General features: G+C 72.0%; 19 protein-coding genes and 1 pseudogene. 11 read left to right on the plus strand and 9 right to left on the minus strand.

Annotated elements, in window-relative coordinates; genetic code table 11:
* Positions 1-199: 199 nt before the first annotated feature.
* Entirely contained in the window at positions 200-1591 is a 1392-nt protein-coding gene (locus tag ACFE86_RS14000) for an ATP-binding protein (RefSeq protein WP_375455938.1), read from the plus strand.
* A gap of 194 nt (positions 1592-1785) precedes the next feature.
* Here ACFE86_RS14000 and ACFE86_RS14005 read toward each other — a convergent pair whose 3' ends face one another.
* The 4 genes from ACFE86_RS14005 to crcB all read right to left on the minus strand — a co-directional run bounded on the left by ACFE86_RS14005 (position 1786) and on the right by crcB (position 3285).
* The gene (locus ACFE86_RS14005) at positions 1786-2106 is read right to left on the minus strand and encodes a hypothetical protein (RefSeq protein WP_375455939.1); all 321 of its coding nucleotides are present in this window, start codon (positions 2104-2106) and stop codon (positions 1786-1788) included.
* Positions 2103-2276 (minus strand): hypothetical protein, encoded by a 174-nt coding sequence (locus ACFE86_RS14010; RefSeq protein WP_375455940.1) that lies wholly within the window; start codon positions 2274-2276, stop codon positions 2103-2105. Before ACFE86_RS14010 ends, ACFE86_RS14005 begins: the two co-directional genes overlap by 4 nt.
* Before the next feature lie 203 nt (positions 2277-2479).
* The gene (locus tag ACFE86_RS14015; protein ID WP_375455941.1) at positions 2480-2908 is read right to left on the minus strand and encodes an EamA family transporter; all 429 of its coding nucleotides are present in this window, start codon (positions 2906-2908) and stop codon (positions 2480-2482) included.
* Between the two features lie 8 nt (positions 2909-2916).
* Entirely contained in the window at positions 2917-3285 is a 369-nt protein-coding gene (crcB, locus tag ACFE86_RS14020; protein WP_375455942.1) for a fluoride efflux transporter CrcB, read from the minus strand.
* Positions 3286-3575: 290 nt separating this feature from the next.
* On the opposite strand from crcB, the gene ACFE86_RS14025 reads away from it, so the two are divergent.
* The 3 genes from ACFE86_RS14025 (at position 3576) to ACFE86_RS14035 (ending at position 7505) form a co-directional block, all read left to right on the plus strand.
* Positions 3576-4979, plus strand: a complete 1404-nt coding sequence (locus ACFE86_RS14025) for a M20/M25/M40 family metallo-hydrolase (protein ID WP_375455943.1) — start codon at positions 3576-3578, stop codon at positions 4977-4979.
* Positions 4980-5325: 346 nt separating this feature from the next.
* Positions 5326-6300, plus strand: coding sequence for an SMP-30/gluconolactonase/LRE family protein (locus ACFE86_RS14030; RefSeq protein ID WP_375455944.1), 975 nt, complete (start codon positions 5326-5328; stop codon positions 6298-6300).
* 26 nt (positions 6301-6326) lie between these two features.
* Positions 6327-7505: an SMP-30/gluconolactonase/LRE family protein gene (locus ACFE86_RS14035; protein ID WP_375455945.1), complete on the plus strand. Its 1179-nt coding sequence runs from the start codon at positions 6327-6329 to the stop codon at positions 7503-7505.
* On the opposite strand, the gene ACFE86_RS14040 is transcribed toward ACFE86_RS14035, so the two are convergent.
* Positions 7506-7913 (minus strand): DoxX family protein, encoded by a 408-nt coding sequence (locus ACFE86_RS14040; protein WP_375455955.1) that lies wholly within the window; start codon positions 7911-7913, stop codon positions 7506-7508.
* Positions 7914-8086: 173 nt separating this feature from the next.
* On the opposite strand from ACFE86_RS14040, the gene ACFE86_RS14045 reads away from it, so the two are divergent.
* Both ACFE86_RS14045 and ACFE86_RS14050 read left to right on the plus strand, forming a co-directional pair.
* Positions 8087-8470, plus strand: a complete 384-nt coding sequence (locus ACFE86_RS14045) for a DUF3307 domain-containing protein (RefSeq protein ID WP_375455946.1) — start codon at positions 8087-8089, stop codon at positions 8468-8470.
* Between the two features lie 196 nt (positions 8471-8666).
* On the plus strand, positions 8667-9230 hold the full coding sequence (locus tag ACFE86_RS14050) for an NAD(P)H-dependent oxidoreductase (protein WP_375455947.1): 564 nt from the start codon (positions 8667-8669) through the stop codon (positions 9228-9230).
* A gap of 18 nt (positions 9231-9248) precedes the next feature.
* On the opposite strand, the gene ACFE86_RS14055 is transcribed toward ACFE86_RS14050, so the two are convergent.
* Positions 9249-9806 carry a glutathione peroxidase gene (locus ACFE86_RS14055; protein WP_375455948.1) on the minus strand — a complete coding sequence of 186 codons (558 nt, stop codon included), beginning with the start codon at positions 9804-9806 and terminating at the stop codon, positions 9249-9251.
* A gap of 146 nt (positions 9807-9952) precedes the next feature.
* Here ACFE86_RS14055 and ACFE86_RS14060 point away from each other — a divergent pair, with 146 nt between their 5' ends.
* The gene (locus tag ACFE86_RS14060) at positions 9953-10564 is read left to right on the plus strand and encodes a PRC-barrel domain-containing protein (protein WP_375455949.1); all 612 of its coding nucleotides are present in this window, start codon (positions 9953-9955) and stop codon (positions 10562-10564) included.
* Between the two features lie 71 nt (positions 10565-10635).
* A complete protein-coding gene (locus tag ACFE86_RS14065; RefSeq protein WP_375455950.1) occupies positions 10636-11220 on the plus strand; it encodes a cytochrome b in 585 nt (194 codons plus the stop codon).
* Between the two features lie 33 nt (positions 11221-11253).
* Here ACFE86_RS14065 and ACFE86_RS14070 read toward each other — a convergent pair whose 3' ends face one another.
* The 3 genes from ACFE86_RS14070 to ACFE86_RS14080 all read right to left on the minus strand — a co-directional run bounded on the left by ACFE86_RS14070 (position 11254) and on the right by ACFE86_RS14080 (position 14997).
* Positions 11254-13125, minus strand: coding sequence for an HAD-IIIC family phosphatase (locus tag ACFE86_RS14070; protein WP_375455951.1), 1872 nt, complete (start codon positions 13123-13125; stop codon positions 11254-11256).
* A 115-nt stretch (positions 13126-13240) separates the two neighbouring features.
* Positions 13241-14050: an AprI/Inh family metalloprotease inhibitor gene (locus ACFE86_RS14075; RefSeq protein WP_375455952.1), complete on the minus strand. Its 810-nt coding sequence runs from the start codon at positions 14048-14050 to the stop codon at positions 13241-13243.
* Positions 14047-14997 carry a 2-hydroxyacid dehydrogenase gene (locus tag ACFE86_RS14080; protein WP_375455956.1) on the minus strand — a complete coding sequence of 317 codons (951 nt, stop codon included), beginning with the start codon at positions 14995-14997 and terminating at the stop codon, positions 14047-14049. The genes ACFE86_RS14075 and ACFE86_RS14080 overlap by 4 nt, the downstream gene beginning before the upstream one ends.
* A 264-nt stretch (positions 14998-15261) precedes the next feature.
* Between ACFE86_RS14080 and leuC the strand changes: the two genes are divergently transcribed.
* The 3 genes and pseudogenes from leuC to ACFE86_RS14095 all read left to right on the plus strand — a co-directional run.
* Positions 15262-16674, plus strand: a complete 1413-nt coding sequence (gene leuC, locus ACFE86_RS14085; RefSeq protein WP_375455953.1) for a 3-isopropylmalate dehydratase large subunit — start codon at positions 15262-15264, stop codon at positions 16672-16674.
* A 183-nt stretch (positions 16675-16857) separates the two neighbouring features.
* Positions 16858-18126 carry an urea ABC transporter substrate-binding protein gene (urtA, locus tag ACFE86_RS14090; RefSeq protein WP_375455954.1) on the plus strand — a complete coding sequence of 423 codons (1269 nt, stop codon included), beginning with the start codon at positions 16858-16860 and terminating at the stop codon, positions 18124-18126.
* A gap of 202 nt (positions 18127-18328) precedes the next feature.
* Positions 18329-18445, plus strand: a pseudogene (locus ACFE86_RS14095) (urea ABC transporter permease subunit UrtB); the annotation flags it as partial.

Below are 18445 nucleotides of genomic sequence, written 5' to 3' on the forward strand. Positions count from 1 at the left end.
GTGGCCGATCCTTGGGCGTGGCCGATCCTTGGGCGTGGCCGATCCTTGGGCGTGGCTTGGCGGCGGGCGTGTTGGCCGGCTCGCCCGGGACTGGCATAAGACCACCGTCCCGTCCGTAGGACATCCGCCCGGACACCCGCTCGATGCGCCGTCCCCTCCCGGAACCCGCTCCGTCCCGGGGCCCGATGCGGGTCCTGCCGTGACGGAGCCCGATCCCGCCCCGCCGCAGGGACGCCCCGCCCCCCGCCTGCGGGGACCGCGGACGTGGTGGAAACGCCTCGCGCGCGCGGTCGGCGACCTCCTGCCGAAGGGACTCTACGCCCGGTCGCTGATCATCATCATCGCGCCCGTCGTCCTGCTGCAATCGGTGATCGCCTACACCTTCATGGAGCGGCACTGGCAGCTCGTGACCAAGCGGCTGTCCTCGGCGGTGACCGCCGACGTCGCCGCGCTGATCGACCTCTACGAGGTGTATCCGCAGGACAAGGCCGCCGAGACCCTGTCCCGGATCGCCGGCGAGCGGCTGAACCTCGACCTCGACATCCTCAAGGGCGCCAAGATCCCGCCCGCGGGCCCGCGGCCGTTCTTCTCGATCCTCGACGAGGCGCTCTCGGACGAGCTGAAGCGCCAGATCGGCCGTCCGTTCTGGATCGACACGGTCGGCCGCTCGAACCTGATCGAGATCCGCGTCGCGATCCCCGACGGCGTGATGCGGATCACCGCGCGCCGCTCCCAGGCCTACGCCTCGAACTCGCACATCTTCCTCGTGTGGATGATCGGTTCATCGATGGTGCTGCTCGGCGTCGCGATCCTGTTCCTGCGCAACCAGATCAAGCCGATCCTGCGGCTGGCCGCGGTGGCCGAAGGCTTCGGCAAGGGCCGGGAGATCGAGTTCCGCCCCCGCGGCGCCCGCGAGGTGCGCCAGGCCGGCCACGCCTTCATCGAGATGAAGCGGCGCATCGAGCGGGCGATGGAGCAGCGCACGACGATGCTCAACGGCGTCAGCCACGACCTGCGCACCATCATCACCCGCTTCCGGCTGTCGCTCGCGCTCGTCGAGCAGAACCCGGAGATCGAGGACCTGTCGCGGGACGTCGACGAGATGAGCCGGATGCTGGAGGGCTACCTCGCCTTCGCCCGCGGCGATTCGGCGGAGCCCGCCGCCGCCACCGACATGCGCGCGCTGCTGGACGAGCTGCGCACCGACGTGGAGCGCCTGGGCGCGCAGGTCGGGGCCGTGGATCTGGCCGGCGCGCCCGAGGTCACGGTGCGGCCGGACGCCTTCCGGCGCTGCCTGTTCAACCTCGCGGCCAACGCCGCCCGCTACGGCGAGACGGTCGCGATCTCGGGCCGCGCCGAGGCCCGCGCCTTCCTGGTCTCGATCGACGACGACGGCCCGGGCATCCCGGCGGAGAGCCGCGAGGCGGTGTTCAAGCCCTTCGTGCGCCTCGACGACGCCCGGCAGGATGCCGGCGGCTCGGGGCTGGGCCTCTCGATCGCCCGCGACATCGCCCGGGCGCATGGCGGCGACGTCGCGCTCTACGACAGTCCGCTCGGCGGCCTGCGCGCGACGGTGCGCGTACCCGCCTGATCCGGTGCCGGAGCGCGCCGACGCGCCGGGTGCGGGCGCGTTCCCGAACCGTCGCGATGTCCGGCCGGGCGCCGGCGATGGGGCGGTCCAGCGTCGTCCGGTCGAGGCGGCCTTGGGCGCGCGCGGCCCCAGCCATAGCCGGCGCCGGTCGGCGGGTACTCCCGGTGACGCGGTCCGCGACCCCGCCGCGCCGGTCAGGCCCGGCCGGCGGCCTCCATCCCGGCAAGGTCGAATCGGCGCGGCCGCATCAGGGCGGCAGCGAGATGGGCCTCCAGCACGATGAGCTCGGCATCCGGGTCCGGAACCCAGCCGCAGGCGCAGGGCGAGCCGGGCCCGTGCGCCGCGGCGATCCGGCCGTAGAGGGTCCCGACCGCGCGGGCCGCCGCCTCCAGCGCCGCCATCACCGACAGGCCCTGCCCGTCGAGGCTCCGCTCGAACGCCCGGATCACGGCCTGCTCGATGGCGGCCTGCCCGCGCGCCTCGTCGCAGCCGCAGGTCGGCGCGGCGGGCGTCATCGCCGATCCTCGGGTCCGCACAGTCCGGCGGCCCGCGCCACGGCCGGCCGGGGACCGGCCGCGACGCGGTCGATCAGGTCGGGCAGGCGGTGCAGGCGCAGGCCGAGGCAGGAGCCGTCCCACCACGCGAAGGTGACGCAGGCACCGATCAGGTCCATCAGCCGTCTCATTCCGACCTCCATCGCTCGGGCTCCGGCGACGCCGTGCAGGCGCGGGCGCCCGCAGGAATTCGCCGCGGCGAACGTCTAGCAGCGTCGGAAATCGACAATCAAGTGTGAACGGCAATATTGGAACCGTTGCAAGTCCACTCTTGATCGATCGAAATCGTATTTTATAGTTGAAATCATTCCAGATTACGTCGCGGCGTCCGGCCTCATGCTCCGATCGCGACGAGCACCGCGCCGGCGGCGATGAGCGCGATGCCGAGCCAGTGGCTCGGGCTCAAGGTCTCGCCGAGCAGGACGACGCCGAAGATCGCCACCAGCACGACGCTGAGCTTGTCGATCGGCGCGACGCGGGCGGCGTCCCCGAGCGAGAGCGCCCGGAAGTAGCACAGCCACGAGGCGCCGGTGGCGAGCCCCGACAGCACGAGGAACGCCGCGCTGCGCCCCGGAATGCGCGTGAGATCGGCCGCCTGTCCCGACGCGGCGAGGATCGCGCCGGTGAGCCCGAGGATCACGAGCGTGCGCACGAAGGTGGCCACGTCCGACGGCACGCCGGAGACGCCGACCTTGGCCAGGATCGCGGTGAGCGCGGCGAACGCCGCCGAGAGCAGCGCCCAGAAGCGCCAGGATCGCAGCATCTCGCCCGTCACAGCACGGCCCGCATCAGCAGGAGGCCGGCAAACAGGCCCGCGAGCCCGAGCGCCACGGAGCCGACGACGTAGGCCGCCGCGGCGCCGGTCTCGCCGCGCTCCAGCAACAGCACGGCCTCCAGCGAGTAGGACGAGAAGGTGGTGAAGCCGCCGAGCAGGCCCGTGGCCACGAACAGGCGCAGGGCCTGCGGGCCGCTTCGCAGCGTGAACCAGCCGACGAACAGACCCATCAGGATCGAGCCGGCGATGTTGATCGCCATGGTCCCGTAGGGAAAATCCGATCCGAGCCGCAGGGACGCGACCCCGACGCCGTAGCGCGCCATGCTGCCGAGGCCGCCGCCGATGAAGACGAGGAGAAGGTTCATGGGTGTTGGAGCCTCATGGGTTTTGCGCGATGTCGCTGCGGATGCGGCCCGTCATGCCGGCGCGCCCGGCATCTACGCCGTTCACGGCGCGCATGGGTCAGTGGCGCGACGGTGTCGCAGGTGTAGGGCACGGCCGGCCCGTTGACGACGCCCCTCTGGTGATCCGCGAACCGTGATGCGGCGGCAGGGCGATGCAGGCGGGCTTTCCAGGGGGGCGCGCCGGTTTCCGTTTCGCCGCGCCTCGGCTAACCCTGGGGCCGACTTTTCCGCACCGCACCCAGGGAAGCCCGATGGCCGCGCTCGACTCCGTCCTCAACGACATCGACGCGGACCTCGACAACGCGCTGGAGCGCCTGTTCGCGTTCCTGCGCATCCCGTCGATCTCGACCGATCCGGCCCATGCCGGCGATTGCCGCGCGGCGGCGGCCTGGCTCGCCGGCGACCTCGCGGCGCTCGGCTTCGAGACCTCCGTGGAGGAGACGGCGCTGCATCCGGTCGTGCTCGCCCACAGGCCGAAGCCGGGCGCGCCGCACGTGCTGTTCTACGGGCATTACGACGTGCAGCCGGTCGATCCGCTGGCGCTGTGGCAGAGCCCGCCCTTCGCGCCGCGCATCGCCACGGATGCCGACGGCCGCAGGACGATCGTGGCGCGGGGCGCCTCGGACGACAAGGGGCAGGTGATGACCTTCGTCGAGGCCTGCCGGGCGCATCTCGCGATGAACGCCGAACTGCCCTGCGCGGTCACCATCCTGATCGAGGGCGCCGAGGAGAACGGCTCGCAGGGGCTGCCCGAATGGGTCGCGAAGAACAAGGACAGGCTGGCGGCCGACATCGTGCTCGTGTGCGACACGACCATGTGGGACCGGGCGACGCCGGCGATCACCTCCTCCCTGCGCGGGCTCGCCTATTTCGAGGTGAAGGTCGCTTGCGCCGACCGCGACCTGCATTCCGGCTTCTTCGGCGGCGCGGCGCGCAACCCCATCCACGTGCTCGCGCGCATCCTGGCGGATCTCCACGATGACGAAGGCCGCGTGACGCTGCCGGGCTTCTACGATGGCGTGCGCGAGACCCCGCCCGCGGTGCTGGAGCAGTGGCGCGGCCTCGACCTCAGCCCGGAGAAGTTTTTAGGGCCGATCGGCCTGTCGCAGCCCGCCGGCGAGCGCGGGCGGATGCTGATCGAGCTGGTGCAGTCGCGGCCCGCCTGCGACGTCAACGGCATCGTCGGCGGCTACACGGGCGAGGGCACGAAGACGGTGATCGCGGGCACGGCCAGCGCCAAGGTCTCGTTCCGCCTCGTCGACGACCAGGACCCGGCGGCGCTGGCCACCACCTTCGAGGCGTTCGTGCGCGAACGCATCCCGGCCGACTGCGCGGTGGAGGTGGTCTGCTACAAGGGCTCCCGCGCGATCAGCCTGCCGTTCGACATGCCGGAGCTCGAGACGGCGCGCGCCGCGCTCGCCGACGAGTGGGGCGTGCCGGCGGTGACGGTGGGCGCGGGCGGCTCGATCCCGATCGTCGGCGACTTCAAGCGCATCCTCGACCGCAACACCCTGCTGATCGGCTTCGGGCTGGAAGACGACCGCATCCATTCGCCCAACGAGAAGTACGACCTCCGGAGCTTCCACAAGGGCACGCGCTCGTGGGCGCGGATTCTCTCGGCGCTGGGGGCGCGGGCGGGGGTGAGCGCGCGCTGACGATCCCGTTCGCTTCCTCGCCCCTTGAGCGGATCATGGTTCACGCAGCGGGCGGGGCGGCCACCGCGTCCTCCCTCCCACCTCTGCAGGGGAGGGAGGCCCCCGTCAGGGGGTCGGGAGAGGGGAGCGCCGTGGGATGTGTGAAGTTCGCAGCTCCCGCGGAGGAGCATGGCTCCCGGTTCACGCGACCCGGTTCGCGTATGTCCGCCGGCGTGGCGGGCGGTCCTCGATCGTCGTCGGGTGCGCCGGCTCGAACCGGGAGCCGTCCGGTGGGAACCGCCATCGGGCTTCCCGCCTTCCCCGATGACGCGACCGGCGCCCCCCGGTCGACCGTCCCCGGAGGCCCATGCCGCATCCGCATCGACGCACCCTTCTCGGCGCCGGCCTCGGCCTCGTCGCCGCCACGACGGTCCGGGCGGCATCCGGCGTGGTCCGCGTCGACGACCCGCGGCTCGCGTCGCTGATCGATCCGGCGGCCCGATTGCACACGCCGTTTTCCGGTGGGCGCTGGTGCGAGGGGCCGTGCTGGGCGCCGGCCTACGGCGGGCTGGTGTTCAGCGACACCAAGGCCAACCGCATCCGGGTGCTTGCCGAGGACGGCGCGGTGAGCACCCTGTTCGACCCGTCCGACAACGCCAACGGCAACACCCTCGATGCGCGCGGCCGCCTCGTCACCTGCGAGCACCGCACCCGCCGCGTCGTGCGGCGCGAGGGCGACGGCACGGTGACGGTGCTGGCGGACGCCTTCGGCGGCCGGCGGCTGAACGCGCCCAACGACGCCGTGCCCGGTCCGGACGGGACGATCTGGTTCACCGACCCGGTCTTCGGCATCACCCAGCCGGAGGAGGGCGTGCTCGCCGAACCCGAGCAGGCCGCGCGGCGGGTCTACCGGATCACCGCATCGGGGACGGTCGAGGCGATGACCGACGCCCTCGACCAGCCGAACGGCCTCGCCTTCGCCCCGGATGGGCGCACCCTCTACGTCAGCGAATCGGGCGCCGCCCTCAACCCGGAGGCCGGCCGCGCGGTCATCGCCTTCGCGGTCGCCGCGGACGGGACGCTCGGCCCTCCGAGGACCTTCGCCCAGGTGGAGACGGGCGTGCCGGACGGGCTCAAGGTCGATGCCGCCGGCAGGCTCTACGCCGCCTGCGCCGACGGCATCCGCATCTTCGCCCCGGACGGCACCCGGCTCGGCCGCATCGCCACGCCGACGGCGGCGGCCAACCTCGCCTTCGGCGGCGCCGACGGGCGCCGGCTGTTCATCGCCGCCGGCCACGCCATCCACGCCATCGACCTGCGCGAGCCCGCGACCCGCGGCTGAGCCGCACCGACCCGAGACGAAGCGCCATGGACCTCGATCGACGTCACCTCCTCGCCGGCGGCCTCGCCGCCCTCGGCCAGCCCGGAACCGCCGCGGCCGACGAAGGATCGCCGGCGCCCGGCGGGCGGGCCGTCGCGGGCCGGACGGCCGGGGCGATGGAACTCGCGCTCGCGGTCCACGCGCCGTCCTCGCCCACGGGGCTGGCGATCTCGAAGCGCGGCCGCGTCTTCGTGATGATGCCGCGGTTCACCGGCACGGAGCCGATCACGCTGGGCGAAGCCTTCCCCGACGGCTCGGTGCGGGCCTATCCGGACGCGGCGAGCAACAGGCCCGACCCGGGCCGACCGCAGGCCAGCCTGTTCCACGTGCCCAACGGCGTCCTCGCCCCGGACGACACCCTCTGGCTGCTCGATGCCGGGATTCCCGAGGGCAAGGGCGCGCCGGTGCCTGGCGGGGCCAAGCTGGTGCAGGTCGATCTCGCCACGGACCACATCCGCCGGGTGATTCCGCTGGAGGCCGGCATCACGCCGACCTCGTCGCTGAACGACCTGCGCGTCGCGGGGCCGGCGGACCGGCAGCGCGCCTACATCACCGACCAGGGCCAGGGCGAGGACGGGGCGATCCTCGCCGTCGATCTCGTCACCGGCCAGGTCGCACGCCGGCTCGCCGAGCACGCCAGCACCAAGTCGCAGAAGGGGATGGTGAAGTTCGTCGAGCAACGCCCGGTGATGCAGACCCGGGGCGAGGGACCGCCGCAATTCCCCAAAGGCGGCGCCAACGGCATCGCGCTCAGCCCCGACGGCGATCGCCTGTACTACGCGCCGCTGATGAGCCGGCGGCTCTACGCCGTCGAGACCGCGGGCCTCCTCGACCCGAAGGTCACCGACGCCGAGGTCGCGGCCTCGGTGCGCGACCTCGGCGAGAAGGGGCTGACCGGCGGGCTGATCGCCGATTCGAAGGACCGGGTCTACCTCAGCCTGCAGGAGCACAACGCCGTCGGGCGGCGCGACCCCGACGGCACGATCACGGTGATCGCCTCCGACCCGCGCCTGATCTGGGCGGACACGTTCTGGATCACGCCCGACCGCTGGCTCTACGTCTCGGCCTCGCAGGTCAACCGCCGCCCGGAGTTCAACCACGGCCGCGACCTCACGGAGCCGCCCTACGCGATCCTGCGGGTGCGGATCGACGCCGACCCGGCGTGATCAGAAGCGCGACCGGCTGCGGCCGGCATCCAGGCTGAACAGGCCCGGTCCGGCAAAGCAGAGATACAGGAAGACGAAGCAGAACAGGATCGCGGCATCGCCGCCGTTGACCGCCGGGTAGGGCGATCTCGGCGCGTGGGCCAGGAAGTAGGCCACCGCCATCTGGCCGGAGAGCAGGAAGGCGACCGGTCGCGTGAACAGCCCGAGGAGGATCAGCACGCCGCCGACGAGTTCGAGGACGCCCGCCGCGCCCAGCAGCGAGAGCAGTTCGGGCGCCGGCATCGCGCGCGGCGGCAGCGCGAAGAGCTTCTGCGTGCCGTGCTGGAGGAACAGGAGGCCGGTGACGATCCGCAAGATCCCGAGGGCGTGCGGCGCGTAGCCGTTCAGGCGCGAGAACAGGGCATCCATCTTGGGTGTATCTCCGAAGGCGGGAAGCGCCATGGCGACCTATCCGCTCCCGCTGTCAAGCTCACGCTTGGCGACAGCCGGTGCGCGCGGGCACATGCGCGCCGGGGCTGGTTCATGGAAAACCAACGGTTGCGGGACTAGCGTCCGGGCACAGGACGACGCGCGGGGGGGCGATGCCGCTGGTTCCGGTGTGGACGATGGCGGTGCTCGCGGCCACCATGATCGTGAAGCATTACGTGGCCGACTTCGTGCTCCAGACCGACTGGATGGCGCGCGGCAAGGAGCGGGCGACCGGGTGGTTTCCGCCGCTCGCCGCCCATGCCGGCTGCCACGCGGCGGCGACGCTCGGCGTCGCGCTGGTGGTCGCACCGCCGCTGTGGTGGCTCGCACTCGTCGACGGCGCGATCCATTTCAGCGTCGATCGCACCAAGTCCGTCGTCGCCCGCCGCACCGGCTGGACGCCGCTCAACGTCCGGTTCTGGTGGCTGCTCGGCTTCGACCAGATGCTGCACGGGCTGACCGATATCGGCCTCGTCACCGCGTTCCTGAGCCTGTGACCGGGAATCCGCCTCCGTCGGCGGAGCGAGCCGCGCGGCGGCATGATGATCCGGAGCCTCGCGGCCCGGCCGGGCCGCGGCGCCCGCGCCGCGGGCGGGGACGGTTCCCAAGTGCGCCGAGACCGGTCACAACGGGCGGATCGCGCCGCCGGCCGCGAAACGCCGGGGCGCTCCGGCGAGCCTCGAGGTCCGATCCGTGCCCCTTCCCCGCGTCGTCGCGTTCTCGGCGAGCATCAACCGGCCCTCGCGCACGCGCAGCCTCGTCGCGGCGATCGCCGCGGCACTCGCGGGCCATCGGCGCATCGACCTGACCGTGCTCGACCTGATCGATGCCGGGCCGGGCCTGGGCGCGCATACCCGCGCGGACCTGTCGATCCCGGCGGCCCGGCTGATCGCGGCGATCGAGGGCGCCGACGCGCTGATCGTCGGCACGCCGGTCTACAAGGGCGCCTATTCCGGGCTGTTCAAGCACGTGTTCGATTTCGTCGCCCCGGAGGCGCTGATCGGCGTGCCGGTGGCGCTGGCGGCCACCGGCGGGGGCCTGCGCCACGCCCTCGTCGTCGAGCATTCGCTCAGGCCGCTGTTCGGGTTCTTCGCCGCCCACGTGGCGCCGACCTCGGTCTATGCCGGCGGCGGCGAGATCGCGGACGGCGCGATCACCGACGCGGCGGTGGCCGAGCGCGTCGCGGCTGCTGGGCGCGAACTCGACGCGCTGATGCGCGTGTCGCGCGGCGCCGACCGGCTCACGGTGCCGGCCTGAGCCCCATGCCTTTGAGCTTCATGCCTTGTCGAGTTCGCCGGCGATCGCGCTGATCACCCGCGGGTCGGTCGGCTCGACCTGCGTCGCGAAGGCGGCGGCGAGCGTGCCGTTCCGGGCGACGAGGTACTTGTGGAAGTTCCAGCGCGGCGTCTCGCCGGGCTTCTCCAGCGCGGCCCACTGGTAGAACGGGTGCGCGCCCGGCATCTTCACGCGGGTCTTGGCGGTGAGCGGGAAGGTCACGCCGTGGTTCTTGCGCGCGGCCTCGGCGATGGCGGCGCCGTCGAGCGGCTCCTGGTTTCCGAAATCCGGCGACGGCACCCCGATCACCGTGAGCCCGCGCTCCTGGAAGCGCGTCCACAGGGTCTGAAGGCCGGAAAGCTGCCCGGCGAAACCGCAGGCGGTGGCGGTGTTGACCACCAGCACCGGCCGCCCGGCATAGGCCGAGAGCGGCAGCGTTCCGCCCTCGGGCCTGTCGAAGGCGAAGGTGCCGGCCCGGGCCTCGGCCCCCGCGGCGCGGGCGCCGCCGGCGAAGGCCGCGCCGAGGAGGACCAGGGCGTCGCGGCGGAGGATCGTCATGGCGTGAACTCCCGGCACGGACCCTGCGGGCCCTGAACGATTAAGTGGCGCCGGCATCGGCGGCGTCCAGTCGGGGAACCGGAACCTTATGCCGCGGCCCGACCTTCTGCGGGGACACCACCGCCTGACGCGAAGGACGAGACCCGATGCGAAGCCTGATTGCCGGAACGGTCCTCCTCGCCTGCTGCGCTTGCCCGGCGCCCGCCCAGACGACCGATCCGAGCGCGGCCGCCCCGGGCACGCAGGCGGTGCCGCCGGAGAAGCCCGCGACCGTCGCGCCGGACGCGCCCAAGCCCGATCTCGTGAAGCCCGACCCCGTGAAGCCCGACGCGGCGGCGCCCTCCGCCGCCGCGCCGATGAGGCCGGTCGAGCCGGTGCCGGGCCAGCCGGCGACCTTCACCGACACCCTGCGCCCGACCTTCGTCGCCCAGGCACCCGACGACATGGTGACCTCGAAGCTCGTCGGCCAGACCATCACCAACGCGGGCAGCGAGACCATCGGCGAGATCGCCGACGTGGTGCTCGGTTTCGACGGCAAGGTGAAGGCCTGGGTGGTGGGCGTCGGCGGCTTCCTTGGCATCGGCACCAAGTACGTCGCGGTCGATCCGAGCGCGCTGCGGCTTCAGCGCGCCGACGGCAAGACCCTGACGGCGATGATCAACACCGACAAGGACCAGCTCCGCGCCGCGCCGGAATACATCTACCTCGGCAAGGAGAAGCCGAAGGAGGATGCGAACCGGGGCAGCGCGCCGAAATAGCGTGCGCGGGCGGTTCCCGCGAAGGCAAATGCTCCGTAAGCTCGGGTCCTCCGGCGCAGCAAGGGCCTCTCATGTCCACCGATCCGGCCTTCGCGGCCCCCCGGCCGATCGTCCCGGCCCGCCAGATCCGCTACGGCGGGGTCGCGCAGGCGCTGCACTGGCTCACCGCGCTCCTCGTGCTGGCGGTGCTCCCCCTGGCCTGGGTCGCCGTGAGCCTGCCGCGGGAGGCGGCGGCCAAGGGCAGCTTCTTCGTCCTGCACAAGTCGGTCGGCCTGACGATCCTCGCCATCGTCGTCGGGCGGATCGTCTGGCGTATGGTCCACCCGGCGCCGCCCGACCCGAACACGCCCGCCGCCCTGACCCTGATCGCGCGGATCAACCACTGGCTGCTCTACGCGGTCTTCCTGGTCATGCCGGTGAGCGGCTACCTGCTCAGCGCGCTCGCGGGCCGCGACACCCCGTATTTCTGGCTCTTCACCGTGCCGGGGCTCACCAAGGACGAGGGCCTGCAGAAGGTGTTCCAGGGGATGCACCTCGCCGGGCAGTGGGCGGTGTACCTGCTCGTCGCCCTCCACGTCCTCGGCACGGCCTGGCACGTGGTCGTGCGCCGCGACGGCCAGCACGAGCGGATGCTGCCGGCCCAGGACCGGCGCTGAGACCGGCGTCCGCGGGCTTCGGCGCGCGGCGGATCACGGCAGGTCGCGCACCCAGAAGTCGTCCGCCGCGCGGAACCCCGCATCGGCGTAGATCCCCGAGCAGGGCGCGTTCCGGCCCGTCGCGACGTAGCGCGCCGAGACCCGAGCGTGGCCGGCCCGCCGCAGTTCGGCGAAGAGATGCGCGAGCATCCGGCCCTCGACGTCGAGGCCGACGACGCGGCAGCTCATCACGAGCTGGACGATCTCGGCGCCCGTCACCAAGGCGGCGCCGACGAGGCCGTAATCGGTGAACCGGTCGGCGACCTCGAAGGCGTGGATCGCCATGCCCTCGCCCAACGCCGCCTGCATTTCCTCGGGCGTCCAGCGCCGGCCGGTGGTGTTGAACTGGTTGGTCTTGCCGATCAGCTCGAAGGCGCGACGGAAGCGCGGATGCGCCGCGTCGGCGATCACGACGGGGGCGATCCGGACGTCGAGCGTCTCCAGGAACGCGGCGCGCGACAGGGTCTCGCGGCTCGCCTCGCGCACGACCTGCGCCTGGATCATCTCGGTGCGGCGGCCGGATTCGTCGGTGATGAACGGCACCTGCGTCTCGGCCGACCACAGCAGCGTGCGGCGGATGCCGTAGAGGTCGGCGCCGAGCGTCCGGATGCCCGGGAACGCCGCAGCGACCGCCGCGCGCTCGACGGGGTTGTCGTCGATGAACACCGCGCTGCCCGCCAGCACGTTCACCTGCGCCAGGATCGCGGCGACGTTATCGACCTTCGCGTTCCAGTCGATCATCACGACGGCGAAATCGTCGAGCCGGAGGCGGTCGCCGAACTGCGATTCCCACGCGGCGCGGATTGTCGCCGCGTCGTTCCTGCTCGCGATGGCGAGCACGATACCCCGGGTCTTCAGGACGCCGAGCGCCTCGGCGAGGCCGAACGGCCAGCCCTCGCAGGTGGCAGCCTCGCCCGCCCCCTCCTCCGCGATCACCCCGCGCCAGAGGGTGTCGTCGAGGTCGACGATGACGAGCTTCACGGCGTCGATCCGCCGGAGCGTCCGGAACATCGCCTCGATCTCGGCATGGACCGCCTCGAAGAACGCGTCGATCCGCAGCTCGCCCTGCCGGCTCATCGGGAGCGGGGGATGGAGCCGAGCCTGGTCGTAGGCGAAGTCGAAATCGCTCAGCGTCGAGTTGTGGTTCAGCATCCAGAGATGCTCGTCCTGCACGTGCATGCGCCCGATCGTGGCGGAGATGCCGTCGAAATCGAGGATGTAGGCGTTGTCGTAGCCGGCCACGCGATTCGCGAGGCTCTCGTTCAGCCGATCCATGAAATAGGTGAAGTTCCGCAGGTCGTTGCGCGGCATCAGCCGCCCGACGACGTCCTGCTGCGGCCGGAAGAAGTTCACGACGAAGGTCGTGATCCCGGTCTCCCGGTTCCAGCGCATGGCCGCGTCGAGGGACAGGATCAGGCGCTGCTCGGCCTGCTCGAAGACGAGCTGGTAATCCGCCCCGCGATGATACGTGAGCCTGGCGAACTGCGCGTCGGCGAGCAAGCTGCGCAGCGGGATCTGGACGATCTGCAGGTCGTAGGCGGCCAGCGGCCGCGGCGGAGCCTGCGGCAACTGCCCGATGTTGTTGAACAGCACGAAGTCGCCCGCCGCCAGCGTCCCCGGCCCGAACGCGGCGAGCAGGTTTTCGACGAGGCAGGAGCCGACGACGAGGATTCGGTTCAGGTCCGTCGGGCTCGCCCGCAGGCCGCTCGGAACCCGGAACTCGTCGGGGTGCCGGAGGGTCCTCGGCCCCGGCCCGGCGGCGGGTGCCGCGGCACCGTCCCGAAGCGCCGCCTCGCCACCGGTGTCGAACTCCGCCCCGGCAAGCTCCGCCTCGGACCGCGACCACAACTTCCGGAACAGGCTCATGCACCGCCCTGACTCGCCCTCCGGAACGCCGTCCGGGCCGTCTCCTTAACGGGACGCGGCGCGCGACGATATCACGTCGTGTCGCCTCGCTTGCGTGACGGCGGCATCGGCCGGCTCAGGGCTCGATCCGGCGCAGCACGAAGGCGACGCCGGTCTCGGGGTCGCGGCGCCACGTGCCGTCGCCGGCGGGGACGAGGTCGACGATGTGGCCGCGGCGCGCGACCAGCGTCATCCGGTCCTTCGCTGCCCGCCACGAGGCCGGATCGAACACCGCGATCCCACTGTCGCGGCAGCCGGGCAGCAGGCGCACCGGCGCGCCCGGGCCGTCCCCGAGATCGAGCCGGCAGACGTCGCGCTCGCGGTAGCGGTCGAGGGCGTAGAGGCCGGGCCCCGGGCCGGGACCCGCGGCCGGCGCCTCCGCCGGGGCCGGGCGCGTCCCGGCCTCATCCGGCGGCGCGGCCGGCGCCGTGTCGGCGAGGCCCGGCGGCCGCATCGCCGCGATCTCGAGCGGCACGAGATCGTAGGTCTCGCCCGCCTCGGCCTTCGCGACGTAGCTGCGCTGGTCGGCGCGCTTGGCGAAGAGCAGCACCGGGCGCACGTTCCGGTCGACGAGGCGTACGACGCCGTCGGCGAAGAGCCAGCCGGCGACGGCGGCGACCACCGGCACCGCGCGCCGGCACCCGGCCGGGAAGCGCACTTTCTGCCCCGCCTCGCCGGATTCGGCGGCCAGCGTCAGCACGCAGCGCCGGTTGGTGCCGCCGCGCGAGAGGTCCCAGGTGCCCGGCACCCCGGCCCGGCTCTCCGGCAGGGTAACCGCGTAGGGCGCGGCCGGGGGCGGGGCGTCGGCGCCCGGAACCGGCGTCTCCTGAGCCGGCGCGGCCCCCGCGAGCGCGGCGAACGCGAAGGCCGCCCACGCCGTCCTCATGCGCCGACGCCCGCGGGCCAGGGTGTCTCCGCCACCGGCGTCAGCGGCCCGCGGCCCGAGAACCACGAGACCAGGTTGTCGACCACGAGCCCGCCCATCGCCGCGCGGGTATCGTGCGTGCCCGAGCCGACATGCGGCAGCAGCACGACGCGGTCGAGGGCACGGAGCCGCTCGGGCACGTGCGGCTCGGCGGCAAACACGTCGAGCCCGGCCCCGTGGATCGCGCCGGCCTCGAGCGCGGCGATCAGCGCCGCCTCGTCGACGACGCTGCCGCGGGCGACGTTGACGAGGATGGCCTCCGGCCCGAGGGCTTCGAGCACCGCAGCATCGACCATCCCCTCGGTGCCGGGCCCGCCCGGCGCCACCACCATCAGCACGTGGACGGCCTGCGCCATCCCGACGAGCGTCGGGTGGTATTCGTAAGCAACCTCCGGTTGCGGCCGGCGACCGTGATAGGCGATCGCGACCCCGAACCCTTCGAGCCGCCGCGCGATCGCCCGGCCGATCCGCCCGAGCCCGAGGATGCCGACCCGGCGCCCGCGCAGGGACGCGGTCAGCGGGAATGGTTGTCGCGGCCAGCGCCCGGCGCGCAGATACCGGTCGGCCTGCGGGATCTGTCGGACCGTAGCGAGAAGCAGGCCGACCGCGAGGTCAGCGACCTCGTCGGTGAGCACGTCGGGCGTGTTGGTCACGACAATGCCGCGGCGCCCGGCCTCGGCCGCGTCGATGGTGTCGTAGCCGACGCCGAAATTGGCGACGATCTCCAGGTTGGGCAGGCGGTCCATCAGCGCGTCGTCGACCCGCGCCTGCGCGTTCACCGCGAGCCCGCGGATGCGCGGGCCGACCTCGGTGAGGAACGCGTCGCGGTCCGGCGCGGCGTCGAGGCGATGGACGGCGAAGGCGGGGGCCAGCGCCTCGGCCACGCTCGCGAGCATCGGCTTGAGCATCAGGAGATCGGGCGGATGGTCGGCGATCAACGGCGCGGGCTCCTGGCGCCCGGCGGCGCCGGGGCGTGTGGCCGCGATGATGAGCGCCGCCCCCGGCGGCGGCAAGGTGCGGCGATGCCGTGACGAACCCGTGCGGCCGATGCCGGTCTGCCATCCATCCGCACCCGCGCCCACTTCCGAAATCCCGTCGCGAACCCTACAAAAGAACCGCGCCGGGCCGATCCCCGGCTGCCCCCGACCGTCGCGAAGCGAAACCGAAGACCCATGACGAGCCCGCGCACCCTCTACGACAAGATCTGGGACGACCACGTCGTCGCCGTCCAGCCCGACGGTTCGAGCCTGCTCTACGTCGACCGGCACCTCGTGCACGAGGTCACGAGCCCGCAGGCGTTCGAGGGCCTGCGCGTGGCCGGCCGCAGGGTGCGCTGCCCGGAGAAGACGCTGGCGGTGGTCGACCACAACGTCCAGACCTCGGACCGGAGCCAGGGCATCGCGGACCCGGAGAGCCGCATCCAGTTGGAGGCGCTGGCGCAGAACGTCGCCGATTTCGGCATCGAGTTCTACGACGCGCTCGACCGGCGCCAGGGCATCGTCCACATCATCGGCCCCGAGCAGGGCTTCACCCTGCCCGGCCAGACGATCGTCTGCGGCGATTCGCATACCTCGACGCACGGCGCCTTCGGGGCGCTGGCCCACGGCATCGGCACCTCGGAGGTCGAGCACGTGCTCGCCACGCAGACGCTGGTGCAGTCCAAGGCGAAGAACATGCGCGTGACGGTGGACGGCGCCCTGCCGGCCGGCGTCAGCGCCAAGGACATCGTGCTCGCGATCATCGGCGAGATCGGCACCGCCGGCGGCACCGGCCACGTCATCGAGTATGCCGGCGAGGCGATCCGCGCTCTGTCGATGGAAGGCCGGATGACGGTCTGCAACATGTCGATCGAGGGCGGTGCGCGCGCCGGCCTCGTGGCGCCAGACGCGACCACCTACGCCTACGTCGAGGGCCGGCCCAAGGCGCCGAACGGCGCGGCCTTCGCCCGCGCGCGCGCCTACTGGGAGAGCCTCGTCACCGACGCGGGCGCCCATTTCGACAGGGAGGTCCGCCTCGACGCCGCGAGCCTGCCGCCGATCGTGAGCTGGGGCACCAGCCCCGAGGACGTGATCTCGGTGCTGGGCCGCGTGCCCGATCCGGCGGCGATCCCCGACGAGAACAAGCGCCAGTCCAAGGAGAAGGCGCTGTCCTACATGGGCCTGACGCCGGGCACGAAGATCACCGACATCCGGCTCGATAGGGTGTTCATCGGCTCCTGCACCAACGGCCGCATCGAGGACCTGCGCATCGTCGCCGGCATGGTCGCGGGGCGGAAGGTGCACGCGGGCGTCTCGGCGATGGTGGTGCCGGGCTCCGGGCTGGTGAAGGCGCAGGCGGAGGCCGAAGGCATCGATACGGTGCTGAAGGCGGCCGGCTTCGACTGGCGCGAGCCCGGCTGCTCCATGTGCCTCGGCATGAACGCCGACCGCCTCAGCCCGAACGAGCGCTGCGCCTCGACCTCGAACCGCAACTTCGAGGGCCGCCAGGGCCACCGCGGCCGCACCCACCTCGTGTCGCCCGCCATGGCGGCGGCGGCGGCGGTGGCGGGCCGCTTCGTGGACATCCGCGAATGGCCGCAGGGCTGATCGGACCGACGCGCCTTCCGCACACGACGATCGGCCGAGGGTGGAGCAGACTGCGCCGCCACGCTCCGGCCGGCCATACGCAAAACAGCGTATATGCTGCGATGCAACCTGAGCCTTAGCCTGCGCCGGACGATCCGCGGCCGCCTCTCAAGAGCCGCCGGACGCGAGACAGGGCAAGGCACGATGGCTGACGACGTTCACGGCTCGGATCGGGGCTTGCACTCGCCCCTGCGGCGCAAGCTGCTCATGGGGCTGGCCGCCGCCCCGGCGCTGGGCCTGCTGCCGCGCTACGCCTACGCGGCGGGTCCCGCGACCTCGGCCGTCAACAGCACTGGCCTGGCCGTCACCGACACCGAGGTGACCTGCGGCATCCTGCACTCGATCACCGGCACGATGGCGATCTCGGAGACCGGCGCGCAGCAGGCGGAGAAGCTCGCCATCGAGCAGATCAACGCCTCGGGCGGCATCCTCGGCCGCAAGATCAAGATCATCCAGGAGGACGGCGCCTCCGACTGGCCGACATTCGCCGAGAAGGCCAAGAAGCTCCTGGTCAACGACAAGTGCGCCGCGGTGATGGGCTGCTGGACCTCGGCCTCGCGCAAGGCCGTGCTGCCGGTGTTCGAGCAGTACAACGGCCTGCTGTACTACCCGACCTTCTACGAGGGCCTGGAGCAGTCCAAGAACGTGTTCTACACCGGCCAGGAGGCGACGCAGCAGATCCTCGCCGGCCTCGACTGGGTGCACAAGGAGAAGGGCGGCGATTCGTTCTTCTTCGTCGGCTCCGATTACATCTGGCCGCGCACCTCGAACAAGATCGCGCGCAAGCACGTCGAGAACGTGCTCAAGGGCAAGGTCGTCGGCGAGGAATACTTCCCGCTCGGTCACACGCAGTTCAACTCGGTGATCAACAAGATCAAGCTGACCAAGCCCAAAGTGATCTTCACCGACGTGGTCGGCGGCTCGAACGTGGCGTTCTACAAGCAGCTCAAGGCGGCCGGCATCGACCTGTCCAAGCAGGTGCTGATCACGATCTCGGTCACCGAGGACGAGATCGACGGCATCGGCGGCGACAACATCGCCGGCGCCTACGCCTGCATGAAGTACTTCCAGTCGATCGAGAACGACAACAACAAGAAGTTCGTCACCGACTTCAAGAAGATGTGGGGCGACAAGACCGTGATCGGCGACGTGACCCAGGCGGCCTACCTCGGACCCTACCTGTGGAAGATGGCCTGCGAGAAGGCCAACTCGTTCGACGTCGACAAGGTGGTCGCCGCCTCGCCCGAACTGGAGTTCAAGGGCGCGCCGGAGGGCTACGTCCGCATCGATCCCAACCATCACCTCTGGTCGAAGACCCGCGTCGGCAAGGCCAAGGCCGACGGGCAGTTCGAGATCGTCTACATCAGCCCCGACCTGATCAAGCCCGACCCGTTCCCGAAGGGCTACCAGTAGGCCGCCGCCGCGCGTCGGGCATCCGGCGCGCGGCGAGTCCGGCGCGCGACTTGCAAGGCCGGCCCGGACGCTCACCGCGACCCCGGGGCCCCGGCCCCGGGACGCCCGGTCCCGACACGACCCCGGGGCGGCATGGACGACGCAAGCGTACGGACCGGCGGGCCACGGCCCTCCGGTTGTCCCGAATGATCGGAGCGCGCGGATGCTCGGTGACTACTCCCTCGGCGATCTCGGCGCGATCTTCGCGATGCAGGGCTTCGCCGGCCTGATCCTGTTCTCGGTCTACCTGCTGATGGCGCTCGGCCTCGCGATCATCTTC

The organism is uncultured Methylobacterium sp. (genome assembly GCF_964244095.1).
Classification (GTDB): domain Bacteria; phylum Pseudomonadota; class Alphaproteobacteria; order Rhizobiales; family Beijerinckiaceae; genus Methylobacterium.

Bases quoted from the DNA above. Each gene is read 5' to 3' on its own strand.
- ACFE86_RS14005 (WP_375455939.1), bottom strand. From the start codon at position 2,106: ATGACGCCCGCCGCGCCGACCTGCGGCTGCGACGAGGCGCGCGGGCAG.
- ACFE86_RS14010 (WP_375455940.1), bottom strand. From the start codon at position 2,276: ATGAGACGGCTGATGGACCTGATCGGTGCCTGCGTCACCTTCGCGTGG.
- ACFE86_RS14015 (WP_375455941.1), bottom strand. From the start codon at position 2,908: ATGCTGCGATCCTGGCGCTTCTGGGCGCTGCTCTCGGCGGCGTTCGCC.
- crcB (WP_375455942.1), bottom strand. From the start codon at position 3,285: ATGAACCTTCTCCTCGTCTTCATCGGCGGCGGCCTCGGCAGCATGGCG.
- ACFE86_RS14025 (WP_375455943.1), top strand. From the start codon at position 3,576: ATGGCCGCGCTCGACTCCGTCCTCAACGACATCGACGCGGACCTCGAC.
- ACFE86_RS14030 (WP_375455944.1), top strand. From the start codon at position 5,326: ATGCCGCATCCGCATCGACGCACCCTTCTCGGCGCCGGCCTCGGCCTC.
- ACFE86_RS14035 (WP_375455945.1), top strand. From the start codon at position 6,327: ATGGACCTCGATCGACGTCACCTCCTCGCCGGCGGCCTCGCCGCCCTC.
- ACFE86_RS14040 (WP_375455955.1), bottom strand. From the start codon at position 7,913: ATGGATGCCCTGTTCTCGCGCCTGAACGGCTACGCGCCGCACGCCCTC.
- ACFE86_RS14045 (WP_375455946.1), top strand. From the start codon at position 8,087: ATGCCGCTGGTTCCGGTGTGGACGATGGCGGTGCTCGCGGCCACCATG.
- ACFE86_RS14055 (WP_375455948.1), bottom strand. From the start codon at position 9,806: ATGACGATCCTCCGCCGCGACGCCCTGGTCCTCCTCGGCGCGGCCTTC.
- ACFE86_RS14060 (WP_375455949.1), top strand. From the start codon at position 9,953: ATGCGAAGCCTGATTGCCGGAACGGTCCTCCTCGCCTGCTGCGCTTGC.
- ACFE86_RS14065 (WP_375455950.1), top strand. From the start codon at position 10,636: ATGTCCACCGATCCGGCCTTCGCGGCCCCCCGGCCGATCGTCCCGGCC.
- ACFE86_RS14070 (WP_375455951.1), bottom strand. From the start codon at position 13,125: ATGAGCCTGTTCCGGAAGTTGTGGTCGCGGTCCGAGGCGGAGCTTGCC.
- ACFE86_RS14075 (WP_375455952.1), bottom strand. From the start codon at position 14,050: ATGAGGACGGCGTGGGCGGCCTTCGCGTTCGCCGCGCTCGCGGGGGCC.
- ACFE86_RS14080 (WP_375455956.1), bottom strand. From the start codon at position 14,997: ATGCTCAAGCCGATGCTCGCGAGCGTGGCCGAGGCGCTGGCCCCCGCC.
- leuC (WP_375455953.1), top strand. From the start codon at position 15,262: ATGACGAGCCCGCGCACCCTCTACGACAAGATCTGGGACGACCACGTC.
- urtA (WP_375455954.1), top strand. From the start codon at position 16,858: ATGGCTGACGACGTTCACGGCTCGGATCGGGGCTTGCACTCGCCCCTG.